Below are 19,308 nucleotides of genomic sequence, written 5' to 3'. Positions count from 1 at the left end.
ATGCCCGGGGCGCGCTCCGTACACGTTCCCGGCGTTCAGGGCTCACGGCTCACGGCCCGGTGCTCAGTGTTCCGTGCTCAGATGAAGTCGCCTCGTCGTTCGACGGGGTTGACGGCGTCGCGCCGTTGCTGCGCCGCGCGAGCCGTCCGCATCGCCGCCTCCTCCCGCAGGTGTGCCTGGCTCTGCAGGGTCATCATCGAGCCCAGCGGGTGGCGGCCGGTCATCGGGTTGTCCAGGCAGGACCGGTAGAGGGCGGCGGCGCGCTCGGTGTCCTGGTAGAGGGTGCGGTAGAGCTCCGCGGCACGGTACTGGGCATAGGGGTGGCCACGCTCGGCGGCCGCCAGGAAGTGCTCCAGCGCGTGCTCCGCGGGCGTCCGCGTCAGGGGCAGCAACCGCTCCAGGTACAGCTCGCCCAGGGCCAGCATCGCTTCGGGTTCGCCCAGTCGGGCCGCGGCCCGGTAGTGGCGGGATGCTTCGTCGAGCGACTGGGCCATACCTGCCTCGGGGCAGCCCTGGTGGTACAGCGAGGCAAGGTAGTAGACCGCTCGCGGCGAACCGGTACTCCGCCGCAGCAGCGGCACCGCGATCGCATAGTGCCCCTGCAGGTAGGCGATGTGCCCCAGGAGTTCTACGGCGGCGTCATGGCCGGCGGAGGCGGCCGTCTCCAGGAAAAAGGGGGCCGCGGCGCGGTGTTGACCGGTGTTCCAGCAGTGCAGACCGATCTGGTAGTAGTCCTCCGCACTGGTCGGCTCGCGGCCGTTCACGGTGAAGTCGGTTCCCTGCCAGTGCGCCACGTCGCCGCCCCCTCGCCCCGGCCCGCCACGGCAGGCGCCCGTAGGCCATTCTGCCTCAGATCGGCGAGGTGGTCAGGCCGGAGGTGAGGGGGAGGGCGGGCCCGGGCACCCCGGCGGCCCGGGATGCCTGCGCGTGGTTGAGGGCCGGTCAGCTGTTGGCGTTGAGGACGGGGTAGAAGCCGGAGGCGTGGCCGGTGGCGGTGGGGTGGTAGGACTCCCAGGTCGGCGAGATGACGATGGAGTGCAGCCAGTCGTCGCCGGAGCACAGCTCGTGCCCGTTGAACGTGGTGCGGACGTCGCCGAAGACGAAGCCGTGCGCGGCGGACCTGCTCTGGATGACGCTGTCGAGGACGTCCGAGGCCTCGTCGATCTTGCGGTGCTTGGTGTCGCTGAGCCCGACGCAGAAGACGTTGAGGGTGTAGAGGTGCGGGTAACCCAGCACGACCACCTTGGCGTTGGGGGCCTTGGCCCGGATCGCGTCGTAGGTGGCGTCGAGACGGCCGGGCAGGGTGCTCCGGGCGTAACTCTCCGCCTGGTTGAGCCGGTTGACGCAGTCGGAGTCCGAATCCGTGGCGCAGGCCGTCATGACGTCGGCGAAACCCGCGTCGTTGCCGCCGATGGTGACGGAGACCAGGGTGGTGGCGGAGTTCAGGGGGCCGAGCTGGGAGTTCGTCACGTCCGTGGTGACCGCTCCGGAGCAGGCCGTGTCCGCGAAGGACGACGGGGCGTGCGCGTTCTTCCAGAGGTAGGGGTAGGAGCTGAGGCTGCGGTGGCAACTGCCGCTCGCGCTGTCATAGTTGCCCGCGCCGTTGCCGGCGGAGTACGAGTCGCCGAGCGCGACGTACACCGGGCCGGCGGCCTCGGCAGGAGCGGCCAGACCCAGGCTGACGAGTACTGCGGCGCCCAGAGTTGCGAGCACGGACAGCGACTTGGTCGATCTCACGGGACCTCCAGAAGTGGAATGTCGGATTCCATCGGGTGGCGCACGAAAGGAGCGTGTGGGTGAGATGGATGAGGCGTGTGAGGTGCGCATGACAGATCACTCTCTTGCGGCACTCCGCGTTCGCCCCCTGGTTTCACGGGGACGAGACCAGGGGGCGGGTGAGCGGGGAGAGCCGTCGCGAGAGGGCGGTGAGGTGCCCCCGGCGGGCCGGTGGGGGCGGCGTGGTTGCTGCGAGGATGTGCCCGGCTGACCGTCAGCGCATGCCGGTGCCGTACGTGTTGGGCGTCCCGGTCACGGGCCTGGAAGCGGGAGTTGAGGTACGTGCGCCGTGAGCGGCACTGCCGGTGGGGGCAGGGGTGAATGTCCTGGCACGGTCGGGCGCGTTGCCGTGTGACTCACCGCGCCCGGCACGGACGCGGCCGTCGGCGGCCGTATCGGCGTCGCGGGTGTCGTGCGCGCCGTGGGCGCGGCGTGCGCGTCGGCGGTGGGCCGGCGGCCTGTGTGAGGTGCTCTCGCCGCGTCGCGGCTGCCCGGGGGCTCCGCCGGCGTGTCCTGTGGCGGCCACGCCACCGAGGGAGGTGATGGTGGCGGCGGATCGGGGCTCGGTGGACGCCGGGCGCTTCCTCGGCTGGGACCCGCCCGGGCGGGCGATGGTCCGAGTGGTGGGGGTCGTGGGTACGGTTGCTGCCATTGGGCCGGACGCTGTGGCGGTCGGTCCCGTGCGTCTCGCAGAGCTGAGCTTCTTGATCCGCATGCGTTCCTCCTGTGGGGGGATGCGGGTCAGAGAGACGAGTGGGTATGGCGCGAGCCCGCCGGTGGGCGGGTCGGACGTGCTCCTGACAAGTTCAATTCTGAAGTGTCGTGAGTTCAGGGGCCGTCGGCAAGCCATCGGTCGCAGAATTTTACGCGCGTAACACCTGGCCTTCCAGCACACCTCCGGCAGCCCCCGACCGCCGCGGCCTGCTTCTGCGACAGCGTGACCTTTACGCGGGGGATCACCCGCAAAGTGCCGTGCTCCGTCACACGCGCGTGTGTGACGGAGCGTACCTGTGACCAGGCGTCGGAGTGGCCCGGACGGAGTGGGTGTTCTTCCCCGTCAGGCCGGCAAGTGGAACTGCTGGTTGGTGCCGCCGGCGCAGGTCCAGATCTGCAGGCGGGCTCCGTTGGCCGTCGACTTGTCGGTGACATCGAGGCACTTGCCGGAGGCGGGGTTCACCAGGGTGTCGCCGCTGCTCCGCTGCCAGACCTGAGCAGCGGTGCCGTTGCAGTCGTACAACTGGACCTTCGTGCCGTTGGCGGTGCCGGCGGCGGTGAGGTCCATGCACTTGCCGAGACTGCGGATGGTGTTGTCGGAACCCACGGTCCACTGCTGGGCCGTGGTGCCGTTGCAGTCATACATCTGAACGGCGGTGCCGTTGGCGCTGCTTGCCGCCGCGACGTCCACACACTTTCCGCCGAGGCCGGTGATCTGGCCGGTGGAGCCGGTGGGCGGCGGGGGAGTCGTACCACCGGTCACGGTGTTGAGGGTGCTGGAGAACTGCCAGGCGCTCTGCGGGGTACCGCTGCAGGTGTCGGACAGCTGGCCGTTGGTGGCGCACGCCTTGTCGCGGCCGAGCGCCCAGAAGGCGAGTTCCTGGATGCCCTTGGACTTGGCGAAGTTGGTGAGCGTGGTGGCGTTGCCGGTGGTGAAGATCTCGCTGACGTCGTCGTTGACCCCGATCATCGGGGTGTTGCCTTCCATCGCCCACAGTTGGGCGTCGGACTTCTCCGGCCAGACGGCGCCGAGTTGGGTGCGCAGGGCGGTGGCGGCGTCGGTGGCGGCCTTGCCCATGTCCCGGGTGCCGTCGTAATAGTCCATCGTCATGATGTTGACGAGATTGACGGTGAGTCCGTTGCTCTTGGCGTTGGACAGCAACTTCGTGCCGTTGCCGTCCAGGCCGTTCGGCATGGACGGCAGGGTGTACTGGACGTCCAGCTTGCGCCCGGCGGCCGCGTACTCCTGCTGAAGCTGGGCGAGGGCCTTGTTCCGGCGGTCGTTGGCGGCGGTGTCGGCGATCGCACTGCCCTCGATGTCGAAGTCGACCCGAGTGAGGTTGAGGGCGTCGATGACCTTCTTGTACTGGGCCTTGAGCAAGGCCACGGTGGTGCAGGCCTGGGCCTCCTCGGTGCCGGAGGCGCCGCCGAAGGAGGCGATGACGTCGCCGCCGGCGGCACGCAGGGAGTTGATCGCTGAAGTCCAGCCGGCGTCGGTGACGGGAGTGTCGCCGTTGAACATGGCGTTACAGCCCCCGCCGTCGATGACGAAGGCGAGCGTGAAGTACTTCAGGCCTGTGGCGTTGCGGGCGTTGGTCATGGCCGAGGGCGAGTTCCAGGTCTCGACGTACGGCGCGGCGTAGTGGGCGGGGAAGCCGGGGCCAGGGTTGGTCGCGGCGCTCGCGGAGCCGCCGGTGGCGACGAGGACGGTGGCGGCCGTCGCGAGGACAGCGGGAAGGGTGGTGAGGGCTCTGGCAGCGGATCTGATCACAGGACGGCTCCTGTCATGAACGCGGGACGCGCGAGGTGGGGGTGCCGAGACAGAGCATTCGGGAGCTGCAGCAGAAGTTCACATAGCTGAACGATGGTTCCTCTGCTGAACCGTCGATGGTTGAAGACGGTATGGACTAGACCAGCTACGCGTCAATACCCCGTGCATCGCCAGCAGTTCAGGTGGCAGTCTCTGGGACTTGCCCCCGGGCAGGGCTCTCCGACTGTGGGCGAGGTTGTGGAGACCCTGAGCGGGCAGCCTGGATCGACCTGCCCGACGAGATGACCGAAGTGCTACCCCGGCAGCGGCTGATCGCCGCGCAGATCGCCGCACTGATCGCCGCGCAGATCGGTGCGAAGGTCGGTACGAAGGCCGCCAAGGGCGAGATGACCTCGGGTGACGACCATGACCGCACCGAACACGGCTTTGCGGCCTCCGACCCACTCGCCGGTCATCGGCCGCCTAGGCCAGTGCCTGGCCTAGGCGGCCGATGACCTGGGGGCCCCTGGCCCGCGCATGGCGACACCTACGTGGTCGACGGCGAGAACGTCGTGGTCCTTGCCCGGCTGACGTCGTGGCCGTCGGGGCGGCTCTTCCGGCACATGATCCGAACCGGAAGAGCCTGACCATCACACTCCCCCGGGGGATACGGCGATGGCTCATGGTCAAGTGCCCACATATCCGCGACCCACCGCCTTCGCCACCGGGACTTCCGCGGGGGCCGACGGCGATCCCGATTCGAGCAGGTTGCCCACCGTTTAGTCGTATAAATGCGGGAAACGCGGAATCAAAGAGTTCACTGCGAAAACGCCGACCCTGCGAATCGAGGCCGACAGGCCGCAGCCAATCGAGAATCGAGAGGAGCCCGTGTGATGACGACTCCTGAGCCGGGCCGAACCCCGGGACTCGCGACAGGCGGCAGGGTGTCACCTGGTGAAACTCCACCCGCCGAGGGGAGCACTTCCGGCATCTCCCATCCGGAGCCGCCCGCGCCGCGCAAGGGATGGGCGGCCATACCGCTCGTTCTGATCATGGGCGTGGTGCTGCTGGTGGCGATCGGCCTCATCGCCATGGTGGTGGCTCTGATCGGATAGCGCCGCCGGCTGGCCGCGACCACACCGAGTGAAGATCGCCGACGAGAAAGCCACTGTGGCCGTGCATCCCCGGGCACGACCGGCAGGCCCAGCGGCGCAAGGGCCTGCCCCGGCTGCCACCGGGGGGCAGTGCACGGGGCACGCCCCCTGGGCGCAGTAGCTCGGCTCCGTCGACTCTCCGAAACCGCACCTAACGGCCTTCAAAAGGTGTCCCGTAATCGACGCTCCGGGTCGGTCCGACGAACATGATCGTCACGCAGATGCGGTTGCAGTACTAGGCGAGGTGCTCCCGGAACCATTCGACGGCGGCGCCGCTCGCCTTGTCGAACTGCGCGGTGTACGGGTCGAAGTGGCCGCCGGGGATGGTCCGCAGCCGCTTCGGCTCCAGCGCGCGCTCGTAGGCCGCGAGAGCGAGGTCGGTCACGGTGACGGTGTCGTTGAGCGCGACCACCATGAGCAGCGGTGTGGGCGAGACCCTGGTGACCCAGACTCCGGGCTCGTACATGCGCGCGGCACGGGTGGAACGGACGGTGACCTCGTTGTCCCACACACCGTCGGGCTTGGGCTGGAGGTAGAAGTCGATGGCCTCCTGGGTCCGGTAGGACGCGGGCACCGCCGGGTCGCTGCCGACGATGGCCTGGCTGCGGGGGGCCTCGCCGCGCAGCTGGGCGCGCTCGTCCTCGTCGAAGGCCGCCTCCAGACCGGCGACCGCCTCCGGTGCGATGCGGCGCAGACCCTGCTCGAAGCCGCTGATGGTCGGCACCTGGGCGACCACGGCCCGCAGGCGGCGGTCGGTGGCACCGAGGACGATCGCGTGACCGCCGGCGTAGCTGGTGCCCCACAGGCCGATCCGGTCGGGGTCGACCTCGGACCGGCTCTCCAGATAGGAGATGGCGCGCCGCCAGTCGGCGATCTGCCGCCAGGGGTCGACGTCCTGGCGGGGAAGGCCGTCACTGGCCCCGAAGCCGCGGTGGTCGTGCAGCAGGACGGCGAAGCCGTTGTCCGCGAAGGTCTGTGCGAACGGCTCCAGGCCGAGTTCCTTCACCCCGGCGTAGCCGTGGGCCATGGTGACCGCCGGGTGCGGGCCTGGGCCGTCCGGCAGGAAGAGCCAACCGCGCAGGCGTACCCCGCCGTCGGCCTCGAACTCGACATCCTCGCGCTGGAACATGGAACAACCTCTCTGTGTGGGTGGGGACTTCAGCCCTGGTGGAAGTGGTCGGAGTCGATCTCGCCGGCCAGCCGGTCTCGCAGTTCGGCGGAGAAGCGCAGTGCGGCGCCGAGCGGACGGTGGTGGATGGCGGCCCGGAGGATCTGGTCGTCCGCATTCCTGGTCAGGAGGGTGACGCCCTCGATCGGCAGGCCGCCGAACGCGGTGGCCTCCCACTCCAGGTAGCTGCGCGGACCGTCGACGACCTCGCGGGTGAAGCGGAGCGACTCGTAGATCGCGCTCGCCGCGCCCATCACCTTCTTCACCTGGTCGCGGCCTTCCACGGGGCGGAGCAGGACGCTCGCCTCCAGAACCACGTCCTCGGTGAACGCCTCGCCGAACGCCGTGGCGGACTTCTGCGCGAAGGCGTTCGTCCAGCCCCGCGGAGCCGTCGTGTCCGAGACGGGAGCGGCTTCGGAGCCGAGGACCCCGGCGAGGAGACGGTCGAGGTGGCCCGCGACCTCGGCCGCCTGCTCGATGTGGGCCCAGTGACCGGCCTCGGCCACCGACACCGCCGTCACGTCGGTGAAGCGGGGTGCGATCGCGTCGTGGACCATGCTCTCGGTGACGAACCCGTCGCCCTCGCCGCGGACGATGAGCACCGGGGCGGAGCAAGCGCTCGGATCCTCGCCCTGAGGGTGTCCGGTGTTCCAGCACTCGGCGAGGGCTCGGAGGACCTCCGGCCGCAGCCGCGTCCCGGTGGCGACCAGCCGGTCCAGTTCCGCCGGCGGGAACGCGGCGGACAGGTTCTCGCGAACGCCTCGCTGGCCGGGTTCGTTGCCGCCCAGCGAACGGAACTGCTCGATCATCTCGTCGGGCAGATGCACACCCGCGAGCGGGACCGGGGTCACCAGCACGAGTCCGCGGGCGCGGTCGGGCCGCTGGACCGCGACCAGTTCGGCCACGGCGGCGCCCATGCTGTGGCCGACGATCACGAACGGCTTGCCGAGGGCGTCGACCGCCGCGCCCGCCTCGGCGGCGAACCGGTCGTAGTCGTAGGGCCCGTCCGCCGCGGCGCGGTCACCGCAGCCGGCCAGGTCGAGCGTGATGCACTCGATGCCGGGTGTGGCGAGCTGGGGGATCAGGCGGTCCCAGACGTACTGATCGTCGAGGAAACCGTGGACGAACACCACGGCCAGATCCCCGTCGCCAGTGCGGCGGTAGCGTACGTCGGTGTCGGCGACGCGTTCCGTTTTCATGTGTGTGTTCTCACTGTCCCTCTGTGGACGTCGGCCCGGAAGGGGACCGGTCCTGGCTTTCGGTGGGCATGTCGGTGGGATGTGCGTCCGGGCGCGCATCGGGTCGAAGGCGAAGTCTCTGATGCGTGCGGTGCCTTCGGCGGCTTCGGTGTCTGCGTGGCCGGCCGTCTAGAGACGGGACACTCCGTCGCGCCGGGCGGCCTCGGCGACCGCTTCGGCGACCGCGGGGGCGACCCGCGGGTCGAAGGGGGACGGGATGATGTGGTCGGGGCGCAACTCGTCGGCGATCAGGCCGGCCAGGGCGTCCGCGGCGGCGATCTTCATGCCTGGCGTGATGCGCGAGGCGCGAACGCGGAGGGCTCCGGAGAAGATGCCGGGGAAGGCGAGGACGTTGTTGATCTGGTTCGGGTAGTCGCTGCGGCCGGTCGCCACGACGGACGCGTACTTGTGGGCGACTTCGGGGTTGATCTCGGGGGTGGGGTTGGCCATGGCGAACACGAAGGCGCCTTCGGCCATGGTGGCGACCGCGGTCTCGGGGACCGCGCCTCCGGAGACGCCGATGAAGACGTCGGCGCCTGCGAGGGCTTCCTCCAGCGTGCCAGTGTGTCCGGCCCGGTTGGTGTACGCGGCGATGTCCCGTTTGACGTCGGTCAGGTCGGTGCGGCCGAGGTGCAGTACGCCGGTCCGGTCGGTGACCACGATGTCGCCGATGCCGGCCTCCACCAGGATCTTGGCGATCGCGACGCCCGCCGCTCCCGCGCCCGAGATGACCGCGCGCAGCCCGTCGAGGGTCCGCCCGGTGAGGCGGGCAGCGTTGCGCAGGGCCGCCAGGGTGACCACAGCCGTGCCGTGCTGGTCGTCGTGGAAGACCGGGATGTCGAGTCGGTCCTGGAGCCTGCGCTCGATCTCGAAGCACCGGGGTGCGGAGATGTCCTCGAGGTTGATGCCGCCGAAGGACGGTGCGAGTCGGGCGACGGTGTCGACGATCTCGTCCACGTCCTTGGTGGCGAGCGCGATGGGCACCGCGTCCACGTCACCGAACTGCTTGAACAGGACCGCCTTGCCCTCCATGACCGGCAGCGACGCCTGCGGTCCGATGTCGCCCAGGCCGAGCACCGCGGTGCCGTCCGTCACCACGGCGACGGTGTGCGAGACCCAGGTGTAGTCGTGGACGAGACCGGGCTGTTCGGCGATGGCGGTGCACACCTCGGCGACGCCCGGCGTGTAGGCGAGTGAGAGGTCCTCGCGGTCGCGCAGCGGCACCGTCGGGGTGATCGCCATCTTTCCCCCGTGGTGGAGCGCGAAGACCGGCTCCTCGGCTCGGCCGGGCGCGGGGGTCCGCGTCGACGCGGCGGTTTCTGTTTCCACGACTGATTCCTTTGCTGATTCGTTCTGCTGGTCCCGTCGCCGATCTCTTGTTCGGCTTGCCGTACCCGTTCGCCCGGCGGGATGCTCAGGCACTCCGGTGTGGCCGTGTGCCCCGATGCCGTGCCCGGCGGGTGCCGCTGGGCCTCGGCCCGCCCCGGTACGCGGGCAGGCTCCGGGCCTGGTCGGCGGGCGGGAACGCGGGGTTCACCAGCGAGGAGCCCCTTCGGCCAGCTGCAGTTCACCCCTTCCGAACGAGAAGCTCTCGTTCGGGACCGGGATCAGGGCGATGAATATGTCGTCGGGAGAGACATCGAGCGCCTCGACGACCAGCCTGTTGATGGCGGCGGACGCCGCCCGCTTGTCCTCCAGGGGCCGGTGGGCGCCGAAGAGAACCGTGATGATCATGGCGTCGGCGCTGCGGTGCATGCCCATGAAGGTCGGGTCGAGGAAGAGTTCGTCCTCGCCGTGCTCGCTGATCATGATGAAGCGGTCGCCCTCGGGGATGCCGAGGCCCTGCACCAGCGACTGGTTGAGGGCGTCGGCGAGGGCGCGCTTCTGCTGCGAGGTGAAGCGGTTGGCGGGGATGTGGGCGTTGAAGACCGGCATGGGGGGCTCCTTCGGGGAGTGCGGTGTCGGGTGTCGGACCGTTCGGGGGGCCTGATCAGGGCCCGGTGTACGGCGCGGCCGCTCCGGACGTCCATACCGCGCGGGAGTGCGCGGCTGGTATGCGGCCGGCCCGGCGGCGACGCCGTCATGCCTTCGTGGCTCCGGAGGCGGACCAGTCGGCGCTGTCCACCTGCGACCATCCGTCCGGGCGTCCGTCGAGACGGTGGCTGCGCCGGCCCAGTCGCGCGCTCAGTACGTCGTCCGGCAGGGGCGGGACGAACGCGTTGTCGGCGAGGGTGTACTCGGCGGCGAGGCGGCCGACCGCGGGAATCGCGCCGGTGTCGATGCGTCCGTTCCGGACGTAGACGTCGTCCCGGACGTGGAAGCGTACGACCTTGCCCCAGACGACGTGGTCGTTGATGTCGCCGACCTGGATGATCCGGTCGACGACGCATTCCATCGCGATCGGTGAGTCCTTCACCCGCGGCACCTTGACGACCTCGCAGTCCGCCTTCTCGAGGCCGACCTCGTCGAACTCGTCCTGGGAGCTGTCGAATTCGATGGCGCTGCGGTGCATCTCGTGGGTCAGCGGAAGCGTGACCAGGTTGGTGACGAACTCGCCTCTGTCCCGGATGTTGATGAACGTGTCCTTCAGGGTCCCGTCCGACCGCGGCTGAAGGGTCAGGGACACGATCGGGGGCACCCGGCTCACTACGGTGAAGAACGAGATGGGCGCCAGGTTGGCGACGCCGGATTCCGACTGGGTGCTCACCCAGCCGATCGCCCGTGGCGTGACCGCCCCGATGAGCAGTTTGTACGCGGAGGTCGCGTCCAGTTCATCGCTGTTGATGATCACGTTCATGTCCTCTCTGACATGCACGGCGGCATACCGCCGGTGAAGGTGTGGCCGGGGCGGACTGGGGGCGGGTCATCGGAGCCGCTGCCGGCCCCGGCGCGCGGCACCGGTGCACCGGTGGAGCGAGGTGGGACGACCGTGTCCTCGGGGCCCGGCCGGTACATCGTCGTTCTGGCTCCGGGTCGGGTCCGGGGCCGGGCCGCGGACGGGCCGGCGCTCCATGCCGGTTCCCGGTTCCGGTCGGACGGATCAGCCGGCCGCGGAGGGGGAGAACTCAAGGCCCTCGATCACGTCACGGCCCTTGGCGGTGTCGGCGTACAGCCGCGCCTCGGTGATCAGTCCGTCGGTGACGGCGAACAGGAGGAGGTGCTCGTTCTCCATGGTGCGGCCGTTCTTCGCCTTCGCCCGGGCCCGCACGGGGACCACCACGTGCGACCCGGCGTCGAGCACGGTGTGCAGGTCGTAGTTGAAGTACTCGTAGTAGTGGTCGAAGAGGTCCTTGTAGAAGGCCGCAAAGCCGTCCCGGCCGTGGAACGTCCCGCCGTAGGGCAGCGAGGTGGGGAAGTGGAAGACCACGTCCGGCGACATCAGGGCCACCAGGTCGGATGAGTCGTTCTTCTCGAACTCGGTGTATGCGCGGTGGCAGGCGTCGACGATCGCCTGGTTGCTCGACATGCTTCCTCCATGCTCGTGGCTGGGTGCGGTGCTGGGGTGAACGCTTGTCCACTCGCCCCGGCTGTCCGTCCAGTGGTGCGCGGGGGGAAGGGGATCAAGGGGACAGGCCGATCGGCTCGTGAGGCGTGCGGCGTCCGGGAGCCTGACCGTGCTCGGGCGGTCATCGGTCGGGCTTCGCGGGCCCGGGGGCGCGGCGGTGTCTCTCGGCGGCCCCGTTGCAGCTAAGTTTCCATCTGGAACCCAGGAAGTCAAGGGCTGGGTTCCAGATGGCAACCCTGGAGCTATCCTGGCCGTATGGAATGGCGTGAACTCGATCTGGGCAACTGCAGCGTCGCCGCGACCCTGGGGCTGATCGGCGAGCGGTGGACCCTTCTCATCCTGCGTGAGGTCTTCGCCGGACTGCATCGCTTCGACGAGATCGCGGAGCACCTCGGGGTCTCCCGCCGCGTCCTGGCCGAACGCCTCGGCCAGCTCGTCGCGGCGGGGCTACTGGAGCGCCGCAGCTACCAGGAGGCCGGACGGCGCGCGCGCCAGGAGTACCACCTGACGCCGTCCGCGCACGACATCCACTGGGTTCTGGCCGCTCTCCTGCAGTACGGAGACACGCATCTCGGCGGCCCCGAGGGCCCGCCGGCCCTGCTGAACCACGCCGGCTGCGGCGGCCGGGTGCACCTCGAACTGCACTGCTCCTGCGGGCACGAGGTCACCACCTCTGAGGTGGAGCCCATCACCGGCCCCGGCGCCCACAGCACATCCGTCTGACGGCGGGCCCGCCCTCCCCGGCACCCCTTCCCCGCCCAGACCGGACGGCTGGCGGCCTCGGCGCCCCCGCCCCCATCCAGACCGGACGGCTGGCGGCCTCGGCGCCCCCGCCCCCATCCAGACCGGACGGCTGGCGGCCTCGGCGCCCCCGCCCCCATCCAGACCCGGTCGCCCGCAGCGGGGGCGCACGGCGACCACGACCGGAGCGCCGCCGGGCAATGCGCTCGCCGGAGGCGGCGAGGACGTTTCGGCATCCGTAGCCGACATAGGCGAAGGTGCTACGGTTATTTCTCAAGGGTCATCCGAAGACGGCCTGCCGCCCACCGCTCGGGCGAGCACGACCGGGATCGACGGGACTGCCTTCGACGGGCCCGCAACGCCGCTCCCCACCGTGCCTGGACCACGGCACCCACCGGAGCGGATCCTCACAGCTGGCCGCCCTGACATGTGCCCGGCACGCCGCCGTCCGGCCACGAGCAGACGGCTGCGCGAGCCAAGTTCCGCCGATTCGCCCTCTGAAGGAGGCACCATCATGACCGCATCCGCATCCGCATCCGCATCCGCACCCACTCCCCTGGCCTACGAAGTTCTCGTCCAGGAGGGCACTCCCCGAGCCGGTGGCGAGCGGCTGCCCAATGGTGAAGGGCTCGTCTCCTCGCCCCTAACGTCGACGCTGATCTTCGGCGAGGAGGACGCCGTGCTGGTTGACCCGCCCCTGACCACCGAGCAGACCCAGCGGGTGGGCGACTGGATCGAGAGCTCCGGAAAGCGTCTGGCCTACATCTACGCCACCCACGGGCACGGCGACCACTGGTTCGGCACCGCCGACCTCGTGAAGCGGTTCCCCGGCGTCACCGTCTACGCGACCCCCGGCACCATCGAGGTCATGCACAAGCAGGCCACCGAGGGCCGCGAGGAACTGTGGGACAAGCGCTTCCCCGGCCTGATCCCCGACACCCCGGTGCTGGCCCAGCCCGTCCCGGCGGAGGGCTTCCAGCTGGAGGGCAACCTCATCGAGGCCGTCGAGGTCGGTCACACCGACACCGACAAGACCACGGTCCTGCATGTGCCGTCGATCGGTCTTGTGGTGGCCGGCGATGTCGTCTACAACGGCGTGCACCAGTACATCCTCGAAGGTGGCGACGGCGGCCTGGAGGAATGGCTGGGGGCCCTCGACCGCGTGGCCGCGCTCCAGCCGCGCGCCGTCGTGGCCGGTCACAAGAACAAGGACCTGCCCGACGACCCGGCCACCATCGAGGAGACCCGCCAGTACCTGCTGGACGCGATCCAGTTGCTGGGCCAGAACCCCACCGCCCGCGAGTACTTCGACCGGATGACGACCCTCTACCCGGACCGCCTCAACCCGGGCCCGGTCTGGTACGGAGCGGTCGGCCTGCTGGGAGCCTGACACCCCAGGGACAACGGGCCCGGCCAGGACCGCTGAAGCGGTGCGCCGGGGGCTTGGATGGCCAGCCCTTGTGGTTAGTACTGCAACCGCATCTGCGTGACGATCAACGCAGCCAAGCCCGCGCCCGCTGCTCCCACTACAAACGACGAGGCCACAACCCCCAGATGCGGTTGCAGTATTAGGAGCTGTCCGGCCGATCACGCAAAGGCGGAAAAATCCGAGGGCCAAGGGGTTGTTGGCCTGGTAGAACAAGGGCCGATGGGCATCAAGGAACGCGAACGCAAGGTGCACCAGCCGCTACGGCGGGCTGGTCTAGAGGTCATACTCAATGCTGTACCGGTGGGCACGATGCCCTTCGTCCGTGGATGGGGTGCCGAAGATGTGACCGACGGCTTCTCCCATCGGTACGACACCCCGCACCTGGTCGAGAAGCTCAATGCGGACTGGTACGGCCTCGCTGTCTCCTCGGGCCTGTTCGATGATCGGCGCGAGTTCCTCGTACAGCTTCCACAGGGCACCCGATCGCACCACGCCACAGTGCAGCGCCTTAACGGCTACCACGCACCGGCGCTCTGGACTCGTGTCCGGCTCCTGGAACGTTGGGACATCATGGGCCGAGGTGCCGCATCGGCGTTCCTCGGCGTGCACTCAGGCCACCCGGGCTTCGGCATGATGGCCCTGGACGGCAGTGTGTACATCTGTGCTTCGACAGGCGAAACCGGCGTCGACGTGCACGCAGTGGGCCACCCAGACCGCTCGGGGAACATCCTGCGACACCTTGAGTGGATGGCCCATCGCGACAGTCCCTATGGCAATCGTGAGGAGAGGCAGCGCATCGCCAGCTGGTTTGCTGGCCGTCCAGAGCATCACTCCGGTCACTGACGGCATGGCCCCGTCCGGGGGGTCATCTTGTGCGGAGCCAGATGACGAGGGTGGCCGCGGTGACAGTGCCGAGGAAGACGTAGGCGCGGTTGTCGTAGCGAGTCGCGACGGCGCGGGAGTTTTTAAGCTTGTTGATGGCCCGCTCGACAGTGTTGCGTTTCTTGTAGCGGTCCGGGTCGAAGCCGGGTCGCCGCCCACCGCGTGACCCTTTGCGCAGGCGGGTGGCCTGGCTGTCGGCCTTCTCCGGGATCGTGTGTCGGATGCCCCGGCGTCGCAGATACTCACGACACGGCCGGTTGCTGTACGCCCTGTCCGCGGCGACGCTATCCGGCTTGCTGCGGGGGCGGCCCGGCCCGCGGCGGGGAACTCGGATTTTCTCCAGCACCGGCTTGAACTGGGGACTGTCACCGCGCTGGCCGGCGGTGACGAGCAGGGACAGTGGGCGGCAGCGTCCGTCGGCGCTCAGATGGATCTTGCTGGTGAAGCCGCCCCGTGAGCGGCCCAGTCCCTCACCTTCTGCACCACCTCCGCCAGCCGGGCGACGAGGCTCTGCCACGAAGGTCTGGCCTGGTGTTCCGCCGCCTCGTCCCCCTTTGAAGCAGCAGGCGCAGGCGGCGGGTCGTTACGGGCACCCGCCGCGTGCTGATGCGCACCCACGCTCGTCGAGTCCACCGCGACATCCCAGTCCACATCACCCGCGGCATCGGCCGCGGCCTGGACCTGCTGCAACAGGCGCTCCCAGGTCCCGTCCGCCGACCACAGCCGATGGCGCTCATAGACCGTCTTCCACGGCCCGAACCGCTCCGGCAGGTCACGCCACTGCACCCCGGTCCGCACCCGGTGCAAAATCCCGTCGATCACCTGCGGATGATCCCGCCACCGCCCACAACGACCGTTACTCAACGGCAGGAACGGCCGCAACTCTCCCACTCGGCATCCGACAAACCACCGCGCTGATTCCGCCCCACACCCACACCAACGATGCACCACCAAGCCAGTCACATGATCGGCCGGACAGCTCCTAGTAGTGCTTCGTTAGGTTCTGGGCTGTCTTTGGCTGCTCCGAGGGCTGGGTAGGGGGCGCCCGCAGGTGGTGCAGCTACCGGTCCAGCACTTCAGCAGGTCCTGAAGAACGTCCAGGACCTGGTAGAGAGTCAGGCCGGTGTGCGGACTTTTGGGTCGTGCCGCCGGAGGGTGAGGAATGCCTGGGCGGCCGTGACGAGGGTGACGTGGTGGTGCCAGCCGCGCCAGGTGCGGCCCTCGAAGTGGTCCAGCCCGAGGCCATGCTTGAGTTCGCGGTAATCGTGCTCGATCCGCCAGCGCATCTTGGCCCACCGCACCAGGTCAGGGGCCGGTGTGGTGGCGGGCAGGTTCGATATCCAGTAGTCCGTCGGGGTGTCCTGGCCGTCCGGCCATTCGACGAGGAGTGTTTGGACGGGCAGGACGCCGTCCCACCGGTTGCGGCCGCCGCCCGCCTCTTGAGCTGCGGCCAGGGACTGTTTGCCCGCGGGCCGCACTGTCAGCACCGCGAACCGCGAGGTCATCGCGCCTTTGCTGCCCTGCCTCCAGGTCACCTCGGTGAACCGCTCCGCACCCGCCTCCGCTGCGAGGACGGAGACGGCTCGCGGTGGAGTGCGGTAGCGGGTAAGGGTAGGCGGTCCGAGCCCGCCATAAGAAGGCTGGTGCGGCTCGACATCCTCCGGGTGGGCGACTTCCTTCCCGTTCAGGGCCAGGACATAGGACAGCCCTCGCTCTGCGAGAGCGAGCCGGAACGGGGTGCTGACGCCGTAGCCGGCGTCGGCGACCACGACCGGCGCCTTCAACTGCCACTGGGCGAGTGTGTCCAGAAGGCCGAGCGCGAGACGCCACTTTTCCCGGTGCACCACGTCGTCGGGGACTCCTGCCCGGCGGCATCGGTCCGGCTCGTCCGTCCCCTCACGCGGTAGATACAGCTGCCACTGCAACGGGCACGAGGCGGTGTCGGTGGCGGCATGGACACTGACCGCGACCTGGCAGTTCGCCCGTTTGCCGACCGCTCCGCAGTACTGGCGGGCCACCCCGACCGACGCCTTGCCGCACTTGGGGAACGACACGTCGTCGATCACCCACACCTCAGGGCGGATGGCCTCGCACAACCGCTCGGCGATCCGCCGCCTGACCGGTAACGGGTCCCACGACGACTGGTTCACGAACTGCTGCAGGGCCTGCATGTTCCCGTCCGGCAGACGCTCGGCCATCGGCTGGATCGACTTGCGCCGACCGTCCAGCATCAGACCCCGCAGATAACACTCACCCCACCGCCGCTGATCCCGCCGCGGCAACGACCCGAAAACATCGGCAACGAACTCCGCCAACTCGCCGCGGAGCCGCTCCACTTCCCCCAACCTCACTCCGGGAAGCTGCCCACGATCAGCCGAGATCACTCAACGTAACGAAGCACTACTAGGAGCCTTCAGAGGCGGCGGCGTGATCCGCTGTCGCCTGGACGGCCGGGATCAGGTCTGCGACCCGTTCGAGTTGATCGCGCTGGGAGTGCAGGCCCAGGGCTCCGAGGCGTACGACGATGTGTCGGACGCCGGCGGCGACGTACTGTCCCAGGCGCTTGCGTACCTGGTCGGCGGAGCCGACGACAACCGCCTGGATCTTCTGCAGTTCCTCCAATGGCATGCCATATGTGCCGCGTGCGTAGCCGTCCAGTGCTCGGCGGCCGCCTTCGATGTCGTCGTCGATCCGTACCGAGACGAATAGGGCCGGGGTGACGTCCTCGGCTGTGCGTCCGGCATCGGCCGCCGCTCTGTGGATGTCGCGGAGGCCGGACGCGTAGTCGGCGGGTTCGGGCGGGTAGGGCAGCCATCCGTCGTACATCAGGCCGATGCGGGCCAGCGCTGCGGGGGTCGCGCCGCCGAGCCAGATGGGCGGGCCGCCGACCCGCGTCGGCTTGGTCGTGGGCGGGATGCCGTCGAACCGGAGGATCTCGCCGTGGAAGGCGTCGGCACCGTCCCACAGCGCCCGCCACAGGGCGACCGTCTCGTCCAAGCGGGCGAAGCGCCTGTCCCACGGCAGCTCGGACAGCGCGTAGAGGGGTCGTCCGAAGCGGCCGGGGAAGCCGGCGCCGACGGCCACGGTGAGTCTGCCTCCGGACAGCAGGTCGATCGACGCGAGGGACTGGGCTGCCTGGATCGGCCGGCGGAGGAACGGCATCAGCGCGGCCGTACCCAGCGTCAGGTTCTCGGTCGCCGGGGCGAGCGCGGCCAGCATCGAGAGCGCCTCGATGCGCGGACTGATCAAGGAGTCGTTGACGAAGAGCGAGGAGAAACGCAGGCGTTCGGCCTGACGGCCGAGGGCGATCAGCTCGCGAGGGTCGTCGGCCGGACCCCACTGGGCGGTTCCGGTCGGAAGCAGTACACCGATGTCCATGTCGGTGATGTTCGGTACCGGTGTGAGTGGCAGCAATTCCCTGCGGGGAATGGCCTGGAACCCTTCGTCACCGTTACAACAGGCGCGTGGACTTCCCTCGTACGCTTCGCGACCGTCGTACCCGCCGTCATCTCAGCCAACTTGACCTGGCGCTGCGGGCGGGCACCACCCAGCGACATCTCAGCTTCATCGAATCCGGCAGGTCCGTCCCCGGCCGGACCATGGTCGTGCGCCTGGCCGAGTCACTGGGACTGTCGCTGCGGGAGCGCAATGAACTGCTGCTGGCCGCAGGGTACGCACCCGCCTACCCCGAAAGCGCACTCGACGACCCGGAACTGGCCCCTGTGCGCACGGCGATCGATCACATCCTGCGCGGGCATCTGCCGTATCCGGCGCTGGTGGTGGACCGCGGCGGTGACCTGATCGCCGCGAACGCCGCATTCGACCTTCTCACCGAGGGAGCGGCCCCGGACCTGGTGGGCCCGGGCACGAACGTCTACCGCCTTGCGCTGCACCCTGACGGCCTGGCTCCCCGTATTCTCAACCTCGCCGAATGGGCGCGCCACATCCTGGCGGGTCTCGGCCATCTGAAGGAGCTGCACTCCGAACTCACCGGGTACGTTCCCGAGTTGGAGCCGTCCGCAGGGCTCCTGGGTTTCGCGGTTCCGCTCCGCCTGCGGTCCTCGTACGGTGAGCTGCGCCTGATGACGACCGTGACGACCTTCGCGACCGCCGTTGACGTGACACTCGCCGAGCTGAAGCTGGAGGCGTTCTTGCCGGCCGACCCGGCGACAGCCGAGGCGCTCTCGGCGGCCGCCGGACCCATCGCCTCTGCTGTGGAGGGTCAAGCTCCGGGGAACATGTAATCGGCCTTGATCCGGGCGCTGCCGTAGAGAGGACGATGCCGACGATCAGCCGGGTGCCGCAGCCGCACACCGGCAGGGCGCAGAATGACCCCATATCCAATCATTCGAGGCGGGAGCCAGGTACTGTGCCCGAACTTGATCCCTTCACCGACCTGCTCGACTATCCGATGTACGTCGTGACCGCGGAAGCCGGCGGGGAAAGAGCCGGCTGCCTGGTCGGATTCGCCTCTCAGTGCTCGATTCGGCCCGCCCGGTTCATGGTCTGGCTGTCCAAAGCCAACCGGACGTACCAGGTGGCCGAGCGCGCCGAACGACTCGCGGTCCATCTCCTCGGCCGCGACCAGAACCGACTGGCCCGGCTTTTCGGCGGCGAGACCGGCGACCGCACCGACAAGTTCACTCATGTCCCCTGGCATCAAGGACCGGGCGGAACGCTGATCCTCGACGACGCCCCCGCCTGGTTCGCCGGTCGCGTGGAGAACCGGATCGACGGCGGTGACCACGTCGGTTTCCTGCTCGCTCCCGAGGCGGCGAACAATCCCACGGGCCACAGAACCCCGCTGCTGACGCTGAACGACACCCTTGACATCACCCCAGGCCACCCGGCGGACTGACTGCCGTGCATGCCGAAGCTGAGCATTTCCTGGCACGGCCCCCTCACGGCGGAACCGGGGGAGATCCCATATGGGCCCCATCACCGTGGCCGC

General features: G+C 69.2%; 18 protein-coding genes and 1 pseudogene. 7 read left to right on the top strand and 12 right to left on the bottom strand.

Going from position 1 to position 19,308, the window contains the following annotated elements:
• Positions 1–77 precede the first annotated feature (77 nt).
• From ACZ4N4_RS24820 to ACZ4N4_RS24810, 3 genes are all read right to left on the bottom strand, one after another.
• Positions 78–794, bottom strand: a complete 717-nt coding sequence (locus ACZ4N4_RS24820) for a tetratricopeptide repeat protein (protein ID WP_467592173.1) — start codon at positions 792–794, stop codon at positions 78–80.
• Between the two features lie 148 nt (positions 795–942).
• Positions 943–1,737, bottom strand: a complete 795-nt coding sequence (locus ACZ4N4_RS24815) for an SGNH/GDSL hydrolase family protein (protein WP_453574293.1) — start codon at positions 1,735–1,737, stop codon at positions 943–945.
• Positions 1,738–2,833: 1,096 nt separating this feature from the next.
• Positions 2,834–4,261, bottom strand: coding sequence for a ricin-type beta-trefoil lectin domain protein (locus ACZ4N4_RS24810; RefSeq protein ID WP_467592171.1), 1,428 nt, complete (start codon positions 4,259–4,261; stop codon positions 2,834–2,836).
• A 281-nt stretch (positions 4,262–4,542) separates the two neighbouring features.
• Here ACZ4N4_RS24810 and ACZ4N4_RS24805 point away from each other — a divergent pair, with 281 nt between their 5' ends.
• Together ACZ4N4_RS24805 and ACZ4N4_RS24800 are read left to right on the top strand one after the other, a co-directional pair.
• Complete coding sequence (locus ACZ4N4_RS24805; protein WP_467592169.1) at positions 4,543–4,755, top strand: hypothetical protein; 213 nt, start codon at positions 4,543–4,545, stop codon at positions 4,753–4,755.
• Between the two features lie 378 nt (positions 4,756–5,133).
• Complete coding sequence (locus tag ACZ4N4_RS24800; RefSeq protein WP_453574287.1) at positions 5,134–5,355, top strand: DUF6480 family protein; 222 nt, start codon at positions 5,134–5,136, stop codon at positions 5,353–5,355.
• Between the two features lie 274 nt (positions 5,356–5,629).
• On the opposite strand, the gene ACZ4N4_RS24795 is transcribed toward ACZ4N4_RS24800, so the two are convergent.
• From ACZ4N4_RS24795 to ACZ4N4_RS24770, 6 genes are all read right to left on the bottom strand, one after another.
• On the bottom strand, positions 5,630–6,523 hold the full coding sequence (locus ACZ4N4_RS24795) for an alpha/beta hydrolase (protein WP_467592167.1): 894 nt from the start codon (positions 6,521–6,523) through the stop codon (positions 5,630–5,632).
• 29 nt (positions 6,524–6,552) lie between these two features.
• Positions 6,553–7,761, bottom strand: coding sequence for an alpha/beta fold hydrolase (locus ACZ4N4_RS24790; RefSeq protein ID WP_467592165.1), 1,209 nt, complete (start codon positions 7,759–7,761; stop codon positions 6,553–6,555).
• A gap of 168 nt (positions 7,762–7,929) precedes the next feature.
• Positions 7,930–9,129 (bottom strand): NAD(P)-dependent malic enzyme, encoded by a 1,200-nt coding sequence (locus ACZ4N4_RS24785; protein ID WP_467592162.1) that lies wholly within the window; start codon positions 9,127–9,129, stop codon positions 7,930–7,932.
• A gap of 204 nt (positions 9,130–9,333) precedes the next feature.
• Positions 9,334–9,735 carry a tautomerase family protein gene (locus ACZ4N4_RS24780; protein WP_399095356.1) on the bottom strand — a complete coding sequence of 134 codons (402 nt, stop codon included), beginning with the start codon at positions 9,733–9,735 and terminating at the stop codon, positions 9,334–9,336.
• 145 nt (positions 9,736–9,880) lie between these two features.
• On the bottom strand, positions 9,881–10,597 hold the full coding sequence (locus tag ACZ4N4_RS24775; RefSeq protein ID WP_467592160.1) for a flavin reductase family protein: 717 nt from the start codon (positions 10,595–10,597) through the stop codon (positions 9,881–9,883).
• A 243-nt stretch (positions 10,598–10,840) separates the two neighbouring features.
• Positions 10,841–11,266, bottom strand: coding sequence for a nuclear transport factor 2 family protein (locus tag ACZ4N4_RS24770; RefSeq protein ID WP_467592158.1), 426 nt, complete (start codon positions 11,264–11,266; stop codon positions 10,841–10,843).
• A gap of 294 nt (positions 11,267–11,560) precedes the next feature.
• On the opposite strand from ACZ4N4_RS24770, the gene ACZ4N4_RS24765 reads away from it, so the two are divergent.
• The 3 genes from ACZ4N4_RS24765 (at position 11,561) to ACZ4N4_RS24755 (ending at position 14,318) form a co-directional block, all read left to right on the top strand.
• Positions 11,561–12,028 carry a winged helix-turn-helix transcriptional regulator gene (locus tag ACZ4N4_RS24765; RefSeq protein WP_095849765.1) on the top strand — a complete coding sequence of 156 codons (468 nt, stop codon included), beginning with the start codon at positions 11,561–11,563 and terminating at the stop codon, positions 12,026–12,028.
• 532 nt (positions 12,029–12,560) lie between these two features.
• A complete protein-coding gene (locus tag ACZ4N4_RS24760) occupies positions 12,561–13,436 on the top strand; it encodes an MBL fold metallo-hydrolase (protein WP_467592156.1) in 876 nt (291 codons plus the stop codon).
• A 258-nt stretch (positions 13,437–13,694) separates the two neighbouring features.
• Positions 13,695–14,318, top strand: a complete 624-nt coding sequence (locus ACZ4N4_RS24755) for a hypothetical protein (RefSeq protein WP_467592154.1) — start codon at positions 13,695–13,697, stop codon at positions 14,316–14,318.
• Positions 14,319–14,340: 22 nt separating this feature from the next.
• Here the strand turns inward: ACZ4N4_RS24755 and ACZ4N4_RS24750 are convergent.
• The 3 genes and pseudogenes from ACZ4N4_RS24750 to ACZ4N4_RS24740 all read right to left on the bottom strand — a co-directional run bounded on the left by ACZ4N4_RS24750 (position 14,341) and on the right by ACZ4N4_RS24740 (position 17,735).
• A pseudogene (locus tag ACZ4N4_RS24750) lies at positions 14,341–15,286 on the bottom strand (IS5 family transposase).
• Between the two features lie 186 nt (positions 15,287–15,472).
• On the bottom strand, positions 15,473–16,708 hold the full coding sequence (locus ACZ4N4_RS24745; RefSeq protein ID WP_467592152.1) for an IS701 family transposase: 1,236 nt from the start codon (positions 16,706–16,708) through the stop codon (positions 15,473–15,475).
• Positions 16,709–16,760: 52 nt separating this feature from the next.
• On the bottom strand, positions 16,761–17,735 hold the full coding sequence (locus ACZ4N4_RS24740; protein ID WP_467592150.1) for an LLM class flavin-dependent oxidoreductase: 975 nt from the start codon (positions 17,733–17,735) through the stop codon (positions 16,761–16,763).
• Positions 17,736–17,821: 86 nt separating this feature from the next.
• Here ACZ4N4_RS24740 and ACZ4N4_RS24735 point away from each other — a divergent pair, with 86 nt between their 5' ends.
• Together ACZ4N4_RS24735 and ACZ4N4_RS24730 are read left to right on the top strand one after the other, a co-directional pair.
• Positions 17,822–18,601: a helix-turn-helix domain-containing protein gene (locus ACZ4N4_RS24735; RefSeq protein WP_467592148.1), complete on the top strand. Its 780-nt coding sequence runs from the start codon at positions 17,822–17,824 to the stop codon at positions 18,599–18,601.
• A 125-nt stretch (positions 18,602–18,726) separates the two neighbouring features.
• The gene (locus tag ACZ4N4_RS24730; RefSeq protein WP_467592821.1) at positions 18,727–19,215 is read left to right on the top strand and encodes a flavin reductase family protein; all 489 of its coding nucleotides are present in this window, start codon (positions 18,727–18,729) and stop codon (positions 19,213–19,215) included.
• Positions 19,216–19,308: the final 93 nt, after the last annotated feature.

It is taken from the genome of Streptomyces sp. NPDC026538, assembly GCF_055567535.1.
Note: the sequence above shows the minus strand (reverse complement) of the source record. Positions and strands in the feature narration are given on the sequence as shown.

Excerpts from the sequence above, each read along its gene's own strand:
- ACZ4N4_RS24805 (WP_467592169.1), top strand. The coding sequence starts at position 4,543 with ATGACCGAAGTGCTACCCCGGCAGCGGCTGATCGCCGCGCAGATCGCC.
- ACZ4N4_RS24800 (WP_453574287.1), top strand. The coding sequence starts at position 5,134 with ATGACGACTCCTGAGCCGGGCCGAACCCCGGGACTCGCGACAGGCGGC.
- ACZ4N4_RS24795 (WP_467592167.1), bottom strand. The coding sequence starts at position 6,523 with ATGTTCCAGCGCGAGGATGTCGAGTTCGAGGCCGACGGCGGGGTACGC.
- ACZ4N4_RS24790 (WP_467592165.1), bottom strand. The coding sequence starts at position 7,761 with ATGAAAACGGAACGCGTCGCCGACACCGACGTACGCTACCGCCGCACT.
- ACZ4N4_RS24780 (WP_399095356.1), bottom strand. The coding sequence starts at position 9,735 with ATGCCGGTCTTCAACGCCCACATCCCCGCCAACCGCTTCACCTCGCAG.
- ACZ4N4_RS24775 (WP_467592160.1), bottom strand. The coding sequence starts at position 10,597 with ATGAACGTGATCATCAACAGCGATGAACTGGACGCGACCTCCGCGTAC.
- ACZ4N4_RS24770 (WP_467592158.1), bottom strand. The coding sequence starts at position 11,266 with ATGTCGAGCAACCAGGCGATCGTCGACGCCTGCCACCGCGCATACACC.
- ACZ4N4_RS24765 (WP_095849765.1), top strand. The coding sequence starts at position 11,561 with ATGGAATGGCGTGAACTCGATCTGGGCAACTGCAGCGTCGCCGCGACC.
- ACZ4N4_RS24760 (WP_467592156.1), top strand. The coding sequence starts at position 12,561 with ATGACCGCATCCGCATCCGCATCCGCATCCGCACCCACTCCCCTGGCC.
- ACZ4N4_RS24755 (WP_467592154.1), top strand. The coding sequence starts at position 13,695 with ATGGGCATCAAGGAACGCGAACGCAAGGTGCACCAGCCGCTACGGCGG.
- ACZ4N4_RS24740 (WP_467592150.1), bottom strand. The coding sequence starts at position 17,735 with ATGGACATCGGTGTACTGCTTCCGACCGGAACCGCCCAGTGGGGTCCG.